Raw genomic sequence first — 15,242 nt, 5'->3', positions numbered from 1 at the left:
TCTTCAGAACGTTATGTCGCATGTCCAGCGGTCGCCGGCTGCGTTTTTCTGCTGTTATCGACAAGATAGGTGCCAGGCGACCTCATGTAAAATGATGATTGATGATCGCACGCATCACTTCTGATGAAGTCTGCCTGTTTTACAGGGTCGATGACGAACCGAGTGACCTTTCGATCATTGCGATCGTTTGATCGATCCTCGGCATTGCACTCAAAGAACTCGAAGGGCTGGCGCTTTAAAGAAAGGTATTGAAAGCAGCTTTGGGATTTCTTGACTGGAAAGCAATGAAATTCGCAATGTGTGTCGCGCCACTTATCCCCTAAAGCGCGTTTGGCAATCTGATTTGCCATGTATTAACACGAATCTCCTCTAGCGCGTCGCGCATGTACGTGGCATAGTTCAAATGACAATCTATTAGAGGTAAATCATGTCAACGCTAGAAAGTATTCAGGCACGTATCGAAGCACTTCAAGCGAAAGCCGATGCGCTCGTCGCCAAAGAATCCGAAAGCGTACTGCGAAAGATTCATGAATTGATGTCGAGCCACGGATTGACCATCTCGGACATCGAAAAGTATTCGGGTACTCGCAAGAAACCAGGTCGATCGCCCGCGGCAAAAAAGCAAAGCACCGTTGCTTATCAGGATCCGAAAACCGGCGCGACCTGGAGCGGCCGTGGACGCGCACCCGGCTGGATCGCCAATGCCAAGGACCGCAGCAAGTTCGCGGTGGGCGCGAGTGCGCCAGCAAAGAAGGCTAAAGGAAAGGCGCAAGCTACGGTCAAGCGCAACGGAAAGGGTCAACCGCGCGGTCCTCAACCCGCGCTTTATCGCGATCCGCAATCGGGCGCAACGTGGAGCGGTCGCGGCCGCGCACCCGCATGGCTCGCGTCCATCGAAGACCGCACGCCATTTTTGATCGCCTGACAGTGAATCCGCAAACGGCGGAGTTCGTTGACGACTCCGCCGTTCGCTTGCAGTCGTGTCAGATCTAAACGCGGGGATCGAAATCGAATTCGATCCGAATACCGCCCGGTTCGTAAATCATCATATGGCGTTTCGGCCCTGCTCCTAGCTGTTCCGGCGCGAATTCAACCGTCACGCCAGGCCACGCCGACACGCGTTCGAGAATTGTCGCGAGCGCGGCTTCGTCCGCTGCGCGCAACGCCAGATGATGAAGCCCGATATTCTTTCGCCGGTCGAATGCTATCGGCGCCGCTTCGTCTTTCACCTGCCATAGCGTAACCAGCAACTTTCCGTCCGATACGAACACGGCCGGATAGTCAGGCCGCTCGCCGGCGATCTGCCAGCCGAGACATTGAACGAAGAAGTCTCGCGTCGCGTCGAGATTGCGCACGGTGAGTCCCACGTGATCGATTCCAGATGTCAGCATCGTTTCCTCCGCATGTCGGACATGTGAAGCGTGACGCCACGCTTCGTTCGATTCCGTTCGCATGCTATCTCATTCCGCATCACCTGCTCGCCTGCACGTACTGCATTTAAGCGGTAATCTGGCTGATATCGACAACGCGTCCCGACAGGAGAGCGTTCATGCTGAAGTCAACTTATCCGTATTACCTCGCCAACGAGCCCGTTGCCGCCAATACCGATCTGGCAGTGACCGACAAGTTCAGCGGTGAAGTCGCGACGCGCGTCGCGCTCGCCGATGCAGAAGCCATCGACAAGGCGATCGGCCTCGCGGTCGCCGCGATGCCCGAGATGCGCGCCTTTCCTCCGTTCAAACGACAGGCCGTACTGGAGCATTGCGTGAAGCGCTTTCGCGAGCGAGCCGATGAAATGGCGATGGCCTTGTGCATCGAAGCCGGCAAGCCGATCAACGATTCACGCGGCGAAGTCACGCGTCTCATCGATACGTTCAAAGTCGCGGCCGAAGAGTCGGTTCGCATCGACGGCGAAATACTGAATCTGGAAATCTCGCCGCGCGCCAAGGGTTATCACGGCTATGTAAAACGCGTGCCGATTGGCCCTTGTTCCTTCATTTCGCCTTTCAATTTTCCTTTGAATCTTGCCGCGCACAAGGTCGCGCCCGCAATCGCCGCCGGGGTGCCCTTCGTCATGAAGCCCGCGAGCCGCACGCCTATCGGTGCGTTGATCATCGGTGAAGTGCTCGCGGAAACGGATCTGCCCAAAGGCGCGTTCTCGATACTGCCGGCCCATCGCGACGGCGCCGATCTGTTCACGACCGACGAGCGCTTCAAGCTCCTCTCCTTTACCGGTTCGCCCGCTGTCGGCTGGGATCTGAAGGCTAAAGCAGGCAAGAAGAAAGTCATTCTGGAGCTCGGTGGAAATGCCGCCGCGATCGTCGATAGCGATCAGGGCGGCAAGCTCGACTATGTCGTTGACCGGCTTGCGTTCGGCGCTTTCTATCAATCCGGGCAAAGTTGCATTGGGGTGCAGCGAATTCTCGTGCACGCGTCGCTATACGAGGCCTTGCGTGAACGGCTGATAGCGAAAACGAAGTCGCTCAGAATGGGTGATCCCAAGGACGAGAAAACCTTCGTCGGGCCGATGATTTCCGAGTCGGAATCGAAACGGCTCGCCGGCTGGATGGAAAGCGCGGTGGCGGCAGGCGCGAAAATCATCGCGGGCGGCAAGGTGGAAGGCGCGATGTTCGAAGCGACGCTTCTGGAAAGTGTCGGACGAGATTCGGATCTTTATCGCAAGGAAGCGTTCGGGCCTGTCGCGATCCTCGAAAAGTTCGATGATTTCAAGGACGCGCTCAATACCGTCAACGACAGCGATTTTGGCTTGCAGGCGGGCATTTTTACGGATTCGCTCGCGCATGCGCACGAGGCCTGGGACTCGCTCGAAGTTGGCGGTGTCGTGATCAACGATGTGCCTTCTTTCCGTGTCGATAACATGCCTTATGGCGGCGTGAAAGATTCGGGCCTCGGCCGGGAAGGCATTCGCTATGCGATCGAGGACATGACCGAAGCACGCCTGATGGTAATGCGCGAAGCATGGTGACCCGCGTTCGAGCGTCCGTTCAAAAGAACGCTCGAACGCACGATATGCTTATGCCAGCGTCAATTTGACATCGATGTTATTGCGCGTCGCGTTCGAATAAGGACACACGATGTGTGCCTTGTCGACCAAGGCCTGCGCCTCGCTTCGATCCATGCCCGGCAGCGAGATCTTCAGTTCGACCTCGATGCCGAAGCCGTTCGGGATTTGTCCAATTCCCACGCTGCCGTCTACCGCCACGTCTTTCGGCAGCGTGATCTTGTCGCGCGCGGCGACGAACTTGATCGCGCCAATGAAGCACGCGCTATAACCCGCGGCGAAGAGTTGCTCGGGATTCGTGCCATCGCCGCCGCCGCCGCCGAGTTCTTTCGGCGTCGTCAGCCTGAGATCCAGATTGCTTTCGGGCACGGTTGCGCGGCCATCGCGCCCGCCGGTGACATGAGCATGCGCACGGTATAGAACCTTTTCAATCGACATCGCCAGACTCCTGTGCATTGTGTTGAGCGGCTCGCGCGACGCAAACGCGCCGCTCGAACTCCGCTGACATGGATTCCCGATGGGACACTGCCCGCGAAGGGGCGGGTTCCAATATCGAAGGATACCCAAGACGGGGCGAACTCGCTGACGCGCGGTGCCGCGAATCACAGTACGACGGGTTCCTCGCGCGGAAAAGCCGGATCGGCGACGGGTGAATTCGATTCCTTGGCGATGCGCTCGCACAGCGCGACGACCTGCGTCGAACCGGCGGTCATGAAGAGCGAATGATCGAGATTCGGATATACGATCATGCGCACCGATGGATAACGCGACAGTCGCGCGCCCTGCTTGCCGAAGTGCGCGGCGATCAAATCCATGCCCGCATCGTAGGCGCCATAGACGAGCACCGTCTTCACGCCCTTTGCATCGAGCGCGCGCATGACCGCAGCGGGCTCGGTCGCGAGTTCGGGCGGCGTCTGGCTCAGGCGATCGAGCTTCAGAACATCGACGATACGTGAACGCACGCGCGTCATTGCATAGCCGAGCATAAAGCGCAGTACACGCGTCAATTGCTTTTCGCCGCGCAGGATAGCTTTCCATTTCTGCGGATCGAGCATAGAGAACGCATAACCCGCCATCGAATTGCGCGTCGATTGACGCAGGCCATCGGGCGTGATGTCCGCTGGCCGCTTGAACGTCGGCAGATTCACCGTGACGACGCCGTTGATCGCTTTCTCGACGACCGCCGCCTTGAGCGCGTGATATGCGCCGGAGCAGACGCCTAACGCGAAGATCGACTTATAGCCTTGCCGCGCGAGCCAGCGTGCCGCGGCCGCGGTGTCGTCGGTGGCGATCTGGTTGTAGATGCGGCCGAATGCCGTATCCGATTGCACCTCGCCGGGCGCGGCTGGGCTATCGCCGCGACCGCGCGCATCGAAACGCAGCGATGCCACGCCGCGTCGTGCAAGCTCGCGCGCGATGCGCACCGATAACCTGCTATCGCCCACACGCGCGCTCGCCGATGTATTCGCGATCAGATAGACCGGCCCGCGCGACGAGCCCGTGCGCGGCTCGCACAAGATGCCGAAAAGCCCTTCGTCGCCGATACGCACCGGACGTTCGATCGCCTCGGGCGTGTCGATCCGCAGCGCGGGCCAGCTATCGGCATCGACCGTGGAGGCCGCTTGCGAAAGCGGCGCAGCGCCGCCCGCGATCCACGCGACGACTTCGGCGAAAGCGGCGCGCGGCAATGCGTTGAAGGCGGTTTCCTGAATGAATCCGGTCAAGTCCTCGAACGGGCGGGCCTCCGCTTCGACGCCCTTGTCAGCGAGGGCGTCGCGCAACGGATCCTTGCCGCCGGTCTTGACGTTCATGATCAAGGCACGACGTGCAGGCGCCGATGTTGCGCCGTTCAGACTCGCGACGAGATCGATCGCCTTCAGCGAGTCGGCGAACGGCTTGCTATAGACCTGGCCAAGCACGTTCAGGGATACATCGTCTTGCTGCATTTCGCGCAAAGGCGGTGCAAGCAGTTCGAGCCATGTCTTGCGCACGATGCCCAGCTCGCGCATATATACGCGGCCGCTCGCAACGGGCGCGAGCAGCACGAGTTCGTCGACGGGCTGTCGCAGTGCCGCAGTCAGCGCGAATGCCGCGCCGACGCGAAAACCGCACAATGTGACATGCTCGATACCGGCGGATGTCCTGAACCAGTCGACCGCCGCGTTGATATCTTCCACCGACGATTCGAACTGATCGGGTGCGAGATCCGCGCCCGCCGAATCGCCCGTGCCTCGGTAGTCGAAGCGCAACACCCAGATGCCGCGCGCGGCCAATGCGTCCGCGAGCTGGCGCATGCCGCTGTATGTCCATACGTATTCGTGGCCATACGTGTTGCAGAGCACCACGCCACGTGTGCCACTTCCCGGATGCAGCCATCCGAAGCGGTTCCCGAATACAACCGGTCTCATTCGATCTCATCCTCGTGTCGAGGTATCGAGACGATTATATTAAGCGGCTCCTGCGTAACGCTGTCTGGCAGGGCGAATATGTGCAAACGAACTATGTCTTGGCGCGAAAGGCATAGCTTGTGTTTGCTGCCGCTCATTGCGCTTCAAAAGATTTGCCGGCATGAGGTCGAGTTGACCGACTTCGTCGTCGGTCCATTCAGTTGATCAGAGATCGAGAACGAGCAGCTTGCTCGTCGCACGCGACACACACGCGGTGAGAAATTCGGCCTTCTCTTCGTCGCTCATGATGCAGTCGTTGTGCTCGACCTCGCCCTGCAGATAGCGCACCTTGCACGTTCCACACAAGCCTGCGCAGCATGACGTCTCCATCGCCACGCCCGCTCCGGCCAACGCTTCGGCAATGCTCTCGTCTTTTGTGACTTCGATCTCCTGTCCCGTACTCGCGATACGCACGATGAAGCTATCGCTTGCATCGTTGGCGGCCTGCTCGCCGGGAGCGCGTTCAGGCGCTTTGAAGTGCTCGAAGTGCACGGTGCCTATCGGCCAATGCTGCGCCGCATCCGCGCACGCTTTCATGAAGCCGCCCGGACCGCAGTAGTAGACGTGCTCGCCTTCGCGCGGGGTGTTCAGCAGATCGCGGATATCGAGACCCGCCGAAGGATCGCCGCCATCGAAGTGAAAATGCAGGCGTCCACTCGCGCGCATCGGCTCGAATTCCTCGGCGAACGCGGCGCTGCGCGCATCTTTCGCGCAGTAGTGCATTTCGTAGTCGATACCCGCGTCGTCGAGTTCATGCGCCATCGCCTTCAATGGCGTGACGCCGATGCCGCCCGCTATCAGCAACACGCGGCGCGCGCCGTCGACGAGATGAAAGTTATTGCGCGGCCGGCTCACGCGCACGATATCCTGCACGCGCAATTGATCGTGAAGCGCCTTCGATCCGCCGCGTCCGCGCTCATCGCGCAATACTGCAATCACATAGCGATGTCGTTCGCGCGGCGCATTGCTGATCGAATATTGCCGCACGACGCCGTCCGCGAGATGAATGTCGATATGCGCGCCCGCCGTGAAAGACGGCAATTGCGCGCCTTCAGGATCGACGAGTTCATATGAATTGATGCCCCGGCCTTCGAACCGGACCTGACGCACGAGCAGTTTCAAAGTGTGCTCATGCGCTTCGGTTGAGATGGGTTGTGTCGACATGATCGTATTTCCTCGAATCGATGATCCGGCATCGCGAGCGCGCCATGCGCCCGCGCGTCGCCCGCGTTATTGCTTCATCGATTGCTCGAGTTCCTCGAAGCGCTCGCGTACGAATGCGGCGCGCGCCTGGCCCTTGAACTGCTCGCTTTCCGCGAGAATCGCGACGATCTGCTTCGTCACCTTGCGGCGGCGCACCACTTCTTCCTCGACGGTTTCGCCTTCAGGAATCTCGAACACGTTGCCGGAGCAGAAGCTGTTCGGCGCACCCGCGTTATCGCGAAACCATTCCGCGAAATTTTGCGCGGATGCGGCCGGGTTCGAGCCGCGCAATGCATCGCGCAGCATCTTGCGAAACACGAAGACACCGGCATCGAATTTCGTCGGATTTTCCAGTGCATGCAGCGCGATCGGCCGCTGACTGATGATCGCCTCATAGTCGCCGGGCGCGTACTGGGCCTGCTTGTAGTTCGCGCGCTCGCGATGATTCGACGGAATCGGCACGATGTCCTCGATCGTGTGATCGCCGAAGCGCTCGGGACGGCGCATCGCGACCTGGCCGTCGAGAAAATCGATCGATTCGTAACCCACCAGTTCCTTCTTGCCGACGCCGCGCGTATCGATGCCCGGACCCATCACGCGCCAGCCGATCATCTTGCTGTTTTCATCGTCGACGGGAACCGTCCAGCGAATGATATGGAAGCGGCTGAAGAGCTTTTTCTTCGAGCCGTCTTCCGACGTATATGCGTGCAGGCTCAGATTCGGCAGCACTTGATGCTGAACGCGAATGAACAAACGGTCCTTGTTGACGCGGCGCGCACCCGCGCACGCGAGGCTGCGGCCTTGCTGGACCGGCTGGAAGTGCATGTCGGGCGCCACTTCCATCGACGCTGCGCCGACTTCATCGAATGTCGTGCCCTGAAATTGTCCTTTCACCACGTTCTTTGCGGCATGCAATGCGGTCGGATGAAAGTTATCGGCGGCGTTGTCCTGTACTTGCAGCCAGTTGCAATGCTGGAAGTTGCTATAGGGCACGAGTTCGTCGCCGGGCATCACCGTGTAATCGCCTTCCCACTCGGGAAACGGCGGCTCGTTCTCCGGCGGCCCCATATATGCGAACACGAGACCGTGCCGCTCGACCGCCTTATACGCGCCCTGACGAATGGAACACGCGTATTTTTCGGCCTCCTTCTCCTCGCCTTTCGGAAAAGGCACATGCAGGCATGCGCCGTCCACGTCGAACACCATGCCGTGATAGCAGCACATGATGCCGCGCTCCTGAATCGCGCCGTATTCGAGCGACGCCCCGCGATGCGCGCAATGCGCATGCAGCAGGCCGACGCGCCCGCTGCCGTCGCGGAACGCCACCAGTTCTTCGTTGAGGATCTTGAGAAAGCGCGGTGTGTCGGTCAGTTCGATCGACATGCAGACCGGATGCCAGAAGGCGCGCATGTACTCGCCCATCGGCGTGCCCGGTCCGGTTTCCGTCAGTTCCGGATCGTGGCCCGGCACCTTGTTCACGTAGTAACCGCCATACGGCACCAGCTTCTTGACTGTCGCGGCCGGGCCGCCGCTGCTCTTCTGTCCTTCCAGCTTGTCCGATTTGATGGTCATGGGAGATCCTGTTCGAGTGGGGTTGAATGGATTGATGCCTGAGTCCTGTGTTTCGGTTACCGAACTCCGAACTCTGTATACAAAGATTAGCGACGCGAAGCAGCCTTGTCTCTATGGGTAAACCTGAATGCGATCACGTGCTGCAACGATGCGCGTTGACGGGCCACATCGGCGCGCTGTAACCTTGCCGTATTCTGTATCCAGAAATTACGGCCGATATCATGCCCGCCAAACTTCTCAAGCTTCAGGCTCGCACCGACTACGTGGACGAGGTCTACAAGGTGCTGCTCGACGCCATCAGCTCCGGTTCGCTCGCGCCCGGCACGCGCATCACGCAGGAAGAGATCGCCGAGCAGCTCGCCGTCTCGCGCTCCCCCGTTCTTCAGGCGCTGCGTCTTTTAAAGAAAGACGGCCTCGTCGTCGATGCACCCGGGCGCGGTCTGCTCGTGACCCCGCTCGATCCCGCGTGGATCAGTCATCTCTATGAGATTCGCGGCGCACTCGATTCGCTCGCCGCGCGTCTTGCCGCCGAACGCGGTGCGAAGATCGACAAATCGATCATCGCTAACGGCCGGCGCGCGTCGAAGAGCGACGACGTGAAAGCGATGATCGACGCCGACATGGCCTTCCACAACGCGATCTATACGGCGTCGGGCAATCCTTTGATCGCGGAGACCGCGCAGACACACTGGGTCCATCTGCGCCGCGTGATGGGCGCTGTACTGCAAGCATCGGGACAACGCAAATCGATCTGGGACGAGCACGCGGCCATCGCGGCCGCCATCTCCGAAGGCGACGGCCAGCGTGCCGCCGAACTCACCGATCTGCACACCGCGAACGCGCGCAAGAATCTCGTCGAGCGGCTCGGCCTCGTGCTGAGCGAACAGCGCGACCGGGACGCGAGCGCCACGTGATGACAGACCAACGGCCCCGCTTTCACGGGGCCGTCCTTCCCTGCGGGCGTTCTTCAATCGTTGCGGCGGCGGCTGTTCACGAGCGCGGCCGGCACGGCGAACACGAGCAGACTGCCGATCACGCAGCTCGCCGCGAGGCCCAGCACGCCGCTGCCGGTCGAGCCCGAATGCGTCTGAATCACGCCGATGACCCACGGACTCACGACGCCCGAAATGCTGCCGACGGAATTGGCGAGCGCCAGGCCCGCAGCCGCCGCGCCACCGCTGAGAATCGCGGGAGGCAGGACCCAGAACTGCGAGATGGTCGTGACGACGCCCATCGTCGCGAGCGTGAGGCCGATCATGCCGAAGAGCGTCGAGTGCGCATAGACCACGCTCAGATACAGTCCGATCGCCCCGACGAAACCCGCGCCCGCCAGATGCCAGCGGCGCTCGCCATGTTTGTCGGAGCTATGGCCGACCGCGAGCATCGCAATGGCGCCCGCCGCATAGGGAATCGCCGCGAGCAAGCCGATATTGAGCGGATCGGTGACGCCGCTCGCCTTCACGAGCGTCGGCAGCCAGAAGCTCACGCCGTAGAGGCCCATCGTGAAGAAGAAGTAAGTCACGGAGAGCAACAGCACCTTCGGATGCAGCAGGCCGTCGCGCACGGAATGCAGCGCATGGGCGGGCTTTTCGTCGCGCAGATTGGCTTCGAGCATGGCCTTTTGCGAATCGCTGAGCCATTTCGCATCGGCCACCTTGTCGTCGAGATAGAAGTACGCGACCACGCCGAAGATCGCTGTCGGAATGCCTTCGAGCAGGAAGAGCCATTGCCATCCCGCTATGCCGTGCGCGCCGCTCATATGCGTCATGATCCACCCAGACAGCGGACCGCCGACCACGCCGGACATCGGAATGCCTGTCATGAAAAGCGCGGTGACCTTGCTTCTGCGCGACGCGGGAAACCAGTACGTGAGATAGAGCAGGATCGCGGGAATGAAGCCCGCCTCGGCAACGCCGAGCAGAAAGCGCATGATATAGAAGCTCGTCGGCGTGGTGACGAACATCATGCCCGCCGAGATGACGCCCCACGTCACCATGATGCGCGCGATCCAGCGGCGCGCGCCCACGCGCAACAGAATAAGATTGCTCGGCACTTCGAACAGCAGATAACCGACGAAGAACACGCCCGCGCCCGCGCCATAGACGGCCTCGCTGAAATGCAGGTCGTTGAGCATCTGCAGCTTGGCAAAGCTCACGTTGATGCGATCGAGATACGCGCAGAGATAACACACGAAAAGAAATGGCAGCAGACGCCATGTCACTTTCGCATACGTGGACGACTCGTCGCCCGTCAGATACGCAACCGGACTGTGGGAACTCATGCTCTGTCTCCTGGTTATGTGATGCGTCTTGATCGCTCACATGTTCGTCACCCCGCACGCGAAAGACAAACGATGCCTGTTCATAGAACCATGACGAGGGCTCATGCATAAGGTGTTTCCATGAGGCGTATCCCTAACTTCGTCCTCCTACGCGCGTTCGAAGCCGCAGCGCGGCTCGAAAGCTTCACGCTTGCCGCAAGCGAGCTTCATCTCACGCAATCGGCGATCAGCCATCAGGTGAAGGAACTCGAACAGTATTTCGGCAGGCCGCTTTTTCATCGGCGCAACCGGCGTGTGGAGACGACATCCGAAGGCCGGCGCCTGCATGAGAGCCTCGGACGTGTGTTCGATGTGATCGAAGCCGCATGCGCCGAAGTGACGCTCGATCCGCTCGCGCAAGTGCTCGCCGTTCACTGCGCGCCGAGCTTCGCGGTGAAATGGCTCGGGCCGCGTCTGCCTGAATTCATGCAGACGCATCCGAACGTGACGATCCGTTTGTCATCGGACGCGGAGCCCGCCGATCTCGCCCGCGCGCGTGAGGTCGATGTCGCCATCTCGTATGGCTTTGCGCATGATCGCCCCGGTGTCGTCTCGCGCGCGTTGGGCACGGAGCGCATCATCCCGATGTGTTCGCCTTCGCTCTTGAAGGACGGCGTGCCGGCCGCGGAGCAGATCGCGAGGATGACGCTGATCGACTCGCAATTGAGCCGCGTGACATGGCCGGGATGGTTCGCGCTCAACGGCCTCGAAATGCCGCGCGGGCCACGCCCTTCGTTCGACCGTGCGGCGCTCGCGATATCGGCGGCGGTGGATGGCATGGGCGTCGCGCTGGAAACGACGCGCCTCGCCGAGCGCGAGCTTGCGCGCGGCGATCTGATCGAGCTGGGCGCGGGTGTGTTCGCGCCGCTCGCCAAGGAGACGCACTTTCTTTCCTATCGCGTCAAGGAACGCGATGTCGAGAAAGTGAAATGCTTCTGCGACTGGGTGCTGGCGCAGGCCGGCCTCGGAGAAACGGACGAGGCCGAAACATGATTCCGGCTATGCCGCCTGCCTGGCCCTTTCCTCCTCCACGGTACGTGCATGGGCATACACGCGATCGCGTTCGCGCGCGACGAGCGTACGCTTGCGCGCAAGCGTCTGGCGTTGATATTTCGGATCGCCCATCTGCATGACGTATTCCCCATGACGATAACGCAGATAGCGCTGGAAGAACTCCGCGCCCGGCAAGCCGTTGTCGAGCGCCATGAGCACGCCGTAGTCTAGGTTGCTTACATCACCGAGCGTCTTGATCGCCGATTCGAGCGCGGCATAGCGCTGTGGCAAAGGCACGCTCTTGTCGCATTGCGCATGAAAACGCTGATAGGTCAGCACGTGCCCGTGCGATGCACAACGCCATAACGCTTTCGCAAGCCGTTGACTGAGTTCCGTTTCCACATGTCCTCCCGCATTGTGCGCGGATCGTATGCGTGCGACATTCCACCGTCACTAAAAATCGATGACGGTAACCGGTTGCCTGGAAATCACCTGCGACGCCAAGAGATATGCGCGACGCTCGCCACTGCGCGACGTCGCTTCGTGTGCATCTTTATAAATGTGTTGCACGACGCAGCTACGCTAAAGCACACTGTCTTTGAAACTTCGGCTAAATTCGTTTTATAAAACGAAGCGTTTTATTTCCCGCGCTAAAAGAAACAGAGCAAGTAGCCAAGAATGCGAAATACATTAAACGTCGATGCTTATCAGATATTGAGCAATGCACTGCGACGTCCCGCACGAGGCCACACGGCCGCCTGCGCAGCAGTGGACTGATGAAATACACTGGTACGGGCAATACAATAGCAAGCGCCAATCTTGGGCGCTTTACTCATAATTGGCCTCGATGGGCCCTATTGAATCCCACGCCACAGCGCCGTACTTTTGACCGAAAGCTCACGTGGCGGCTGTGACCCGATTACATGCTAGCAAACATATTGCGGGAAACCAAGGAAAGTTTCCGCATGGAAGAACGCCGCGCTTTTTCACGTGGCTGTCATTCGGCGTAGTTTCGAGCCTGGCGTATTCGCAATGCGGCGGCAAGCGACGCTAAAGAAACGATTAAGCCGCTTTAGTGAACGCACTTAAGCGAATGCGCAACGATTGTCTTGTCTTGCCTGGCTCCCGGATGCACGACCCCACGCAAGGCACAGTCCTTAAGACTGGTTTAAGGCTATGAGCCTAAAACGTCTCACATGACGCCGACAGCATTGTGGTTCGATACCGCTGCCTTGCAGCCCGCTGCGAATCGGCTTTCACTCGAACGTCCACGCGGATGGTCAGACCGGGCAACGCCGCACGCGCATTCCAACGGCGCGATCAGGCGCAGGCGATGACCATCCCATTCAGCCCGGCAGGAATGTCGGGCTTTTTTTTATCCGCGCCATCCGCGAGCGTGCGGCGCGCCGTCGCCGGTCTGCGCCACCGCGGCGGGCAAGTCGAAGCGAAACGTCGTGCCCGCGCCTTCCGTATCGATCATGCGAATCTGGCTGCCGTGGAGTTGCAGCATGCGTTGCACGATGAGCAAGCCGAGCCCGCCACGATGCGCGCCGCCTGAAGCGAACGGACGCTGGAACAGCGCTTCCCGCATTGCGGGCGGAATGCCTGTGCCTGTGTCGCTGACCGTGACTTCGACGCGATCGGCATGCTCGCGCCCATGTGCCAGCGTCACGTCCACCGTGCCTTGCGCGGGCGTGTGACGAATCGCGTTGTCGAGCAGATTGGTCAGCACGCGTTCGATCATGCCGAGATCCGCCACGACGCTCGGCAAGCGCGGCGCGATCTGCGCATTCAGGTGCACGCCTCGTGACTGCGCGGACAACTCGAACTTCTCGAAGACATCCTGCACGAGATCGGTCAGCGAGAACGGCTCGGCTTCCGGCGCGACCATGCCGTGTTCGAGCTTCGCGAGCTCGAACAACGACTGCGCGAGATGACCGACCTTCGCGCTCTGAGCAAGCGCGATCGACAGATAACGGCGCCGGTCGGTATCGGGAAGCGTGTCGGACTTGAGCGACAGCGTTTCCAGATAGCCATGCAGCGACGACAGCGGCGTGCGCAGATCATGCGAGATATTCGCGACCATCTCTCGACGCTCGCGATCCTGTCGCCCAAGCGCGCGCCATTGCTCGCCGATGCGCTCGGCCATCTGCGCAAACGCGCTTTCGAGCACGACGATCTCGTCGCGTTCGTTCTCGCGCACGTCGGCTGCGCTTGCTCTCTGCATCGACGGCAATGGCGGTTCTGTGGGCGCGCCGCGCGCGTCGAATTTTCGCATCGCTTCGGTGAGCCGTCGCAGCGGCCGCGTGACGAGCCCGAACGCGACCACGCCCGCAACGAGCCCGAGCAAGGTGACGAGGCCCATCGATGCGAGCGTGGTGCGCAACACCGCGCTCGCCGATGCCTTCGCCGCCAGTGCGTCGTGCTCTTCGCCGAGCAGCACCACATAGACATAACCGAACGGCGGTTTGCCGGGCGCGGCGAGCGGCGCGGCGCTGAACACCTTGCGCTTGTCGTCGCTGCGCGGATCGTCGCCCAGGATCGGCAACGGAGCGCCATCGAGAAATTGACGCACCGGCGCGAGATCGACGCGATCCCGCTTCACGTGCCCAGGCGGCGCATCGTCGGCGCGCACGCGGCCCGTGTCATCGAGCAGATAGACCTCGACGCTCGGATTCACCACCATCAACTGACTGAAGAGACGGCGCACGGTGGGCGCGTCGAAATCGTTCACATCGGCGAGCGCGCCGTCATGGGCGATGTGCGCCGCGAGCCCGCGCGAGAGGCTCTGGATGACCTCCTTCTCGCGCAGATCGCTCGCGCGGATCTGCAGCCACGCCGACGCGCCGCAGCACGCGAGCAGCAGCACGCAAAACACCGCGAAGAGCCGTTGAGACAGCGTGAGCTTCACGGCGTGGCGTCCTTGCCTTCGGGCGATTGCGCCGCGAGCTTGTAGCCGTGGCCCCATACCGTGAGAATGCGCTTCGGATCGGCGGCATCCTTCTCCACTTTCGCGCGCAGCCGGTTGATGTGCGTGTTGACGGTGTGCTCGTAGCCTTCATGCCGATATCCCCACACCGCATTGAGCAGATCCATGCGCGAGAACACCTTGCCCGGATGCCGCGCGAAGTGATACAGCAGGTCGAATTCGCGCGGCGTGAGCTCGATGCGCGCGCCATCGACCCATGCTTCGCGCGCGAGCGGATCGATCGCGATGCCCGCGACCTCGATGCGCCCCGTGTCGAGCCGCGAGTCCTTCGCGACCGCATCGACGCGGCGCAGCAACGCCTTCACACGCGCGACGAGTTCGAGCACCGAGAACGGCTTCGCGAGATAGTCGTCCGCGCCGAGTTCGAGACCGAGTATGCGATGCACCTCGCTCGAACGCGCGCTCGTGATGATGATCGGCGTGTAGCGCGTCATTGCCCGCGCGCGGCGGCAGATTTCGAGGCCATCGACGCCGGGCAGCATCAGATCGAGAATCAGCGCGTCCCAGCCGCCCTGCTCCAGCAGGCGCAAGCCTTCGGCGCCATCGGCGCTATGCACGACTTCGTAGCGCTCGTCGCGCAGGTTGAGACTCAGCACATCGGCGATATGCATGTCGTCTTCGACGATCAGAATGCGTTTCGGATGATCCATGAGCGAATGTCGAATGATGCTCGCCCTGTCCATAGAAGAAATGGAC

The 15,242-nt window shown here is 60.8% G+C and carries 14 protein-coding genes; 4 read left to right on the top strand and 10 right to left on the bottom strand.

From position 1 onward, the window contains the following. Positions 1-11: 11 nt before the first annotated feature. Positions 12-350 carry a hypothetical protein gene (locus tag IAG25_RS19295; protein WP_187606277.1) on the bottom strand — a complete coding sequence of 113 codons (339 nt, stop codon included), beginning with the start codon at positions 348-350 and terminating at the stop codon, positions 12-14. 77 nt (positions 351-427) lie between these two features. On the opposite strand from IAG25_RS19295, the gene IAG25_RS19290 reads away from it, so the two are divergent. Then, the gene (locus tag IAG25_RS19290) at positions 428-925 is read left to right on the top strand and encodes an H-NS family nucleoid-associated regulatory protein (RefSeq protein ID WP_187606276.1); all 498 of its coding nucleotides are present in this window, start codon (positions 428-430) and stop codon (positions 923-925) included. A 64-nt stretch (positions 926-989) separates the two neighbouring features. Here IAG25_RS19290 and IAG25_RS19285 read toward each other — a convergent pair whose 3' ends face one another. Next, positions 990-1,391: a VOC family protein gene (locus IAG25_RS19285; protein WP_187606275.1), complete on the bottom strand. Its 402-nt coding sequence runs from the start codon at positions 1,389-1,391 to the stop codon at positions 990-992. Between the two features lie 158 nt (positions 1,392-1,549). On the opposite strand from IAG25_RS19285, the gene IAG25_RS19280 reads away from it, so the two are divergent. After that, the gene (locus IAG25_RS19280; protein WP_187606274.1) at positions 1,550-2,986 is read left to right on the top strand and encodes an aldehyde dehydrogenase family protein; all 1,437 of its coding nucleotides are present in this window, start codon (positions 1,550-1,552) and stop codon (positions 2,984-2,986) included. 48 nt (positions 2,987-3,034) lie between these two features. Here the strand turns inward: IAG25_RS19280 and IAG25_RS19275 are convergent, their stop codons facing one another. The 4 genes from IAG25_RS19275 to IAG25_RS19260 all read right to left on the bottom strand — a co-directional run bounded on the left by IAG25_RS19275 (position 3,035) and on the right by IAG25_RS19260 (position 8,244). Beyond that, positions 3,035-3,460, bottom strand: coding sequence for an organic hydroperoxide resistance protein (locus IAG25_RS19275; RefSeq protein WP_035501996.1), 426 nt, complete (start codon positions 3,458-3,460; stop codon positions 3,035-3,037). A gap of 164 nt (positions 3,461-3,624) precedes the next feature. Next, the gene (locus IAG25_RS19270) at positions 3,625-5,430 is read right to left on the bottom strand and encodes an alpha/beta fold hydrolase (protein WP_187606273.1); all 1,806 of its coding nucleotides are present in this window, start codon (positions 5,428-5,430) and stop codon (positions 3,625-3,627) included. Positions 5,431-5,634: 204 nt separating this feature from the next. Then, entirely contained in the window at positions 5,635-6,633 is a 999-nt protein-coding gene (locus IAG25_RS19265; protein ID WP_187606272.1) for a PDR/VanB family oxidoreductase, read from the bottom strand. Positions 6,634-6,699: 66 nt separating this feature from the next. Then, positions 6,700-8,244: a Rieske 2Fe-2S domain-containing protein gene (locus IAG25_RS19260; protein ID WP_187606271.1), complete on the bottom strand. Its 1,545-nt coding sequence runs from the start codon at positions 8,242-8,244 to the stop codon at positions 6,700-6,702. A 221-nt stretch (positions 8,245-8,465) separates the two neighbouring features. Between IAG25_RS19260 and IAG25_RS19255 the strand changes: the two genes are divergently transcribed. Further along, on the top strand, positions 8,466-9,158 hold the full coding sequence (locus tag IAG25_RS19255) for a GntR family transcriptional regulator (RefSeq protein WP_187606270.1): 693 nt from the start codon (positions 8,466-8,468) through the stop codon (positions 9,156-9,158). Positions 9,159-9,211: 53 nt separating this feature from the next. Here IAG25_RS19255 and IAG25_RS19250 read toward each other — a convergent pair whose 3' ends face one another. Next, positions 9,212-10,525 (bottom strand): MFS transporter, encoded by a 1,314-nt coding sequence (locus IAG25_RS19250; RefSeq protein ID WP_187606269.1) that lies wholly within the window; start codon positions 10,523-10,525, stop codon positions 9,212-9,214. 120 nt (positions 10,526-10,645) lie between these two features. Here IAG25_RS19250 and IAG25_RS19245 point away from each other — a divergent pair, with 120 nt between their 5' ends. Beyond that, positions 10,646-11,557 (top strand): LysR substrate-binding domain-containing protein, encoded by a 912-nt coding sequence (locus IAG25_RS19245; protein ID WP_187606268.1) that lies wholly within the window; start codon positions 10,646-10,648, stop codon positions 11,555-11,557. 6 nt (positions 11,558-11,563) lie between these two features. Here IAG25_RS19245 and IAG25_RS19240 read toward each other — a convergent pair whose 3' ends face one another. From IAG25_RS19240 to IAG25_RS19230, 3 genes are all read right to left on the bottom strand, one after another. Beyond that, positions 11,564-11,959 (bottom strand): hypothetical protein, encoded by a 396-nt coding sequence (locus tag IAG25_RS19240; protein ID WP_238291648.1) that lies wholly within the window; start codon positions 11,957-11,959, stop codon positions 11,564-11,566. 973 nt (positions 11,960-12,932) lie between these two features. Continuing rightward, the gene (locus tag IAG25_RS19235; RefSeq protein ID WP_187606267.1) at positions 12,933-14,468 is read right to left on the bottom strand and encodes a sensor histidine kinase; all 1,536 of its coding nucleotides are present in this window, start codon (positions 14,466-14,468) and stop codon (positions 12,933-12,935) included. Further along, complete coding sequence (locus IAG25_RS19230; protein WP_187606266.1) at positions 14,465-15,196, bottom strand: response regulator transcription factor; 732 nt, start codon at positions 15,194-15,196, stop codon at positions 14,465-14,467. The genes IAG25_RS19235 and IAG25_RS19230 overlap by 4 nt, the downstream gene beginning before the upstream one ends. Positions 15,197-15,242: the final 46 nt, after the last annotated feature.

The organism is Caballeronia sp. EK, from assembly GCF_014384845.1.
In the GTDB taxonomy this organism is placed as follows: Bacteria; Pseudomonadota; Gammaproteobacteria; order Burkholderiales; family Burkholderiaceae; genus Caballeronia; species Caballeronia jiangsuensis.
The sequence above is the reverse complement of the archived record's forward strand: the minus strand, read 5'-3'. Positions and strand labels throughout refer to the sequence as shown.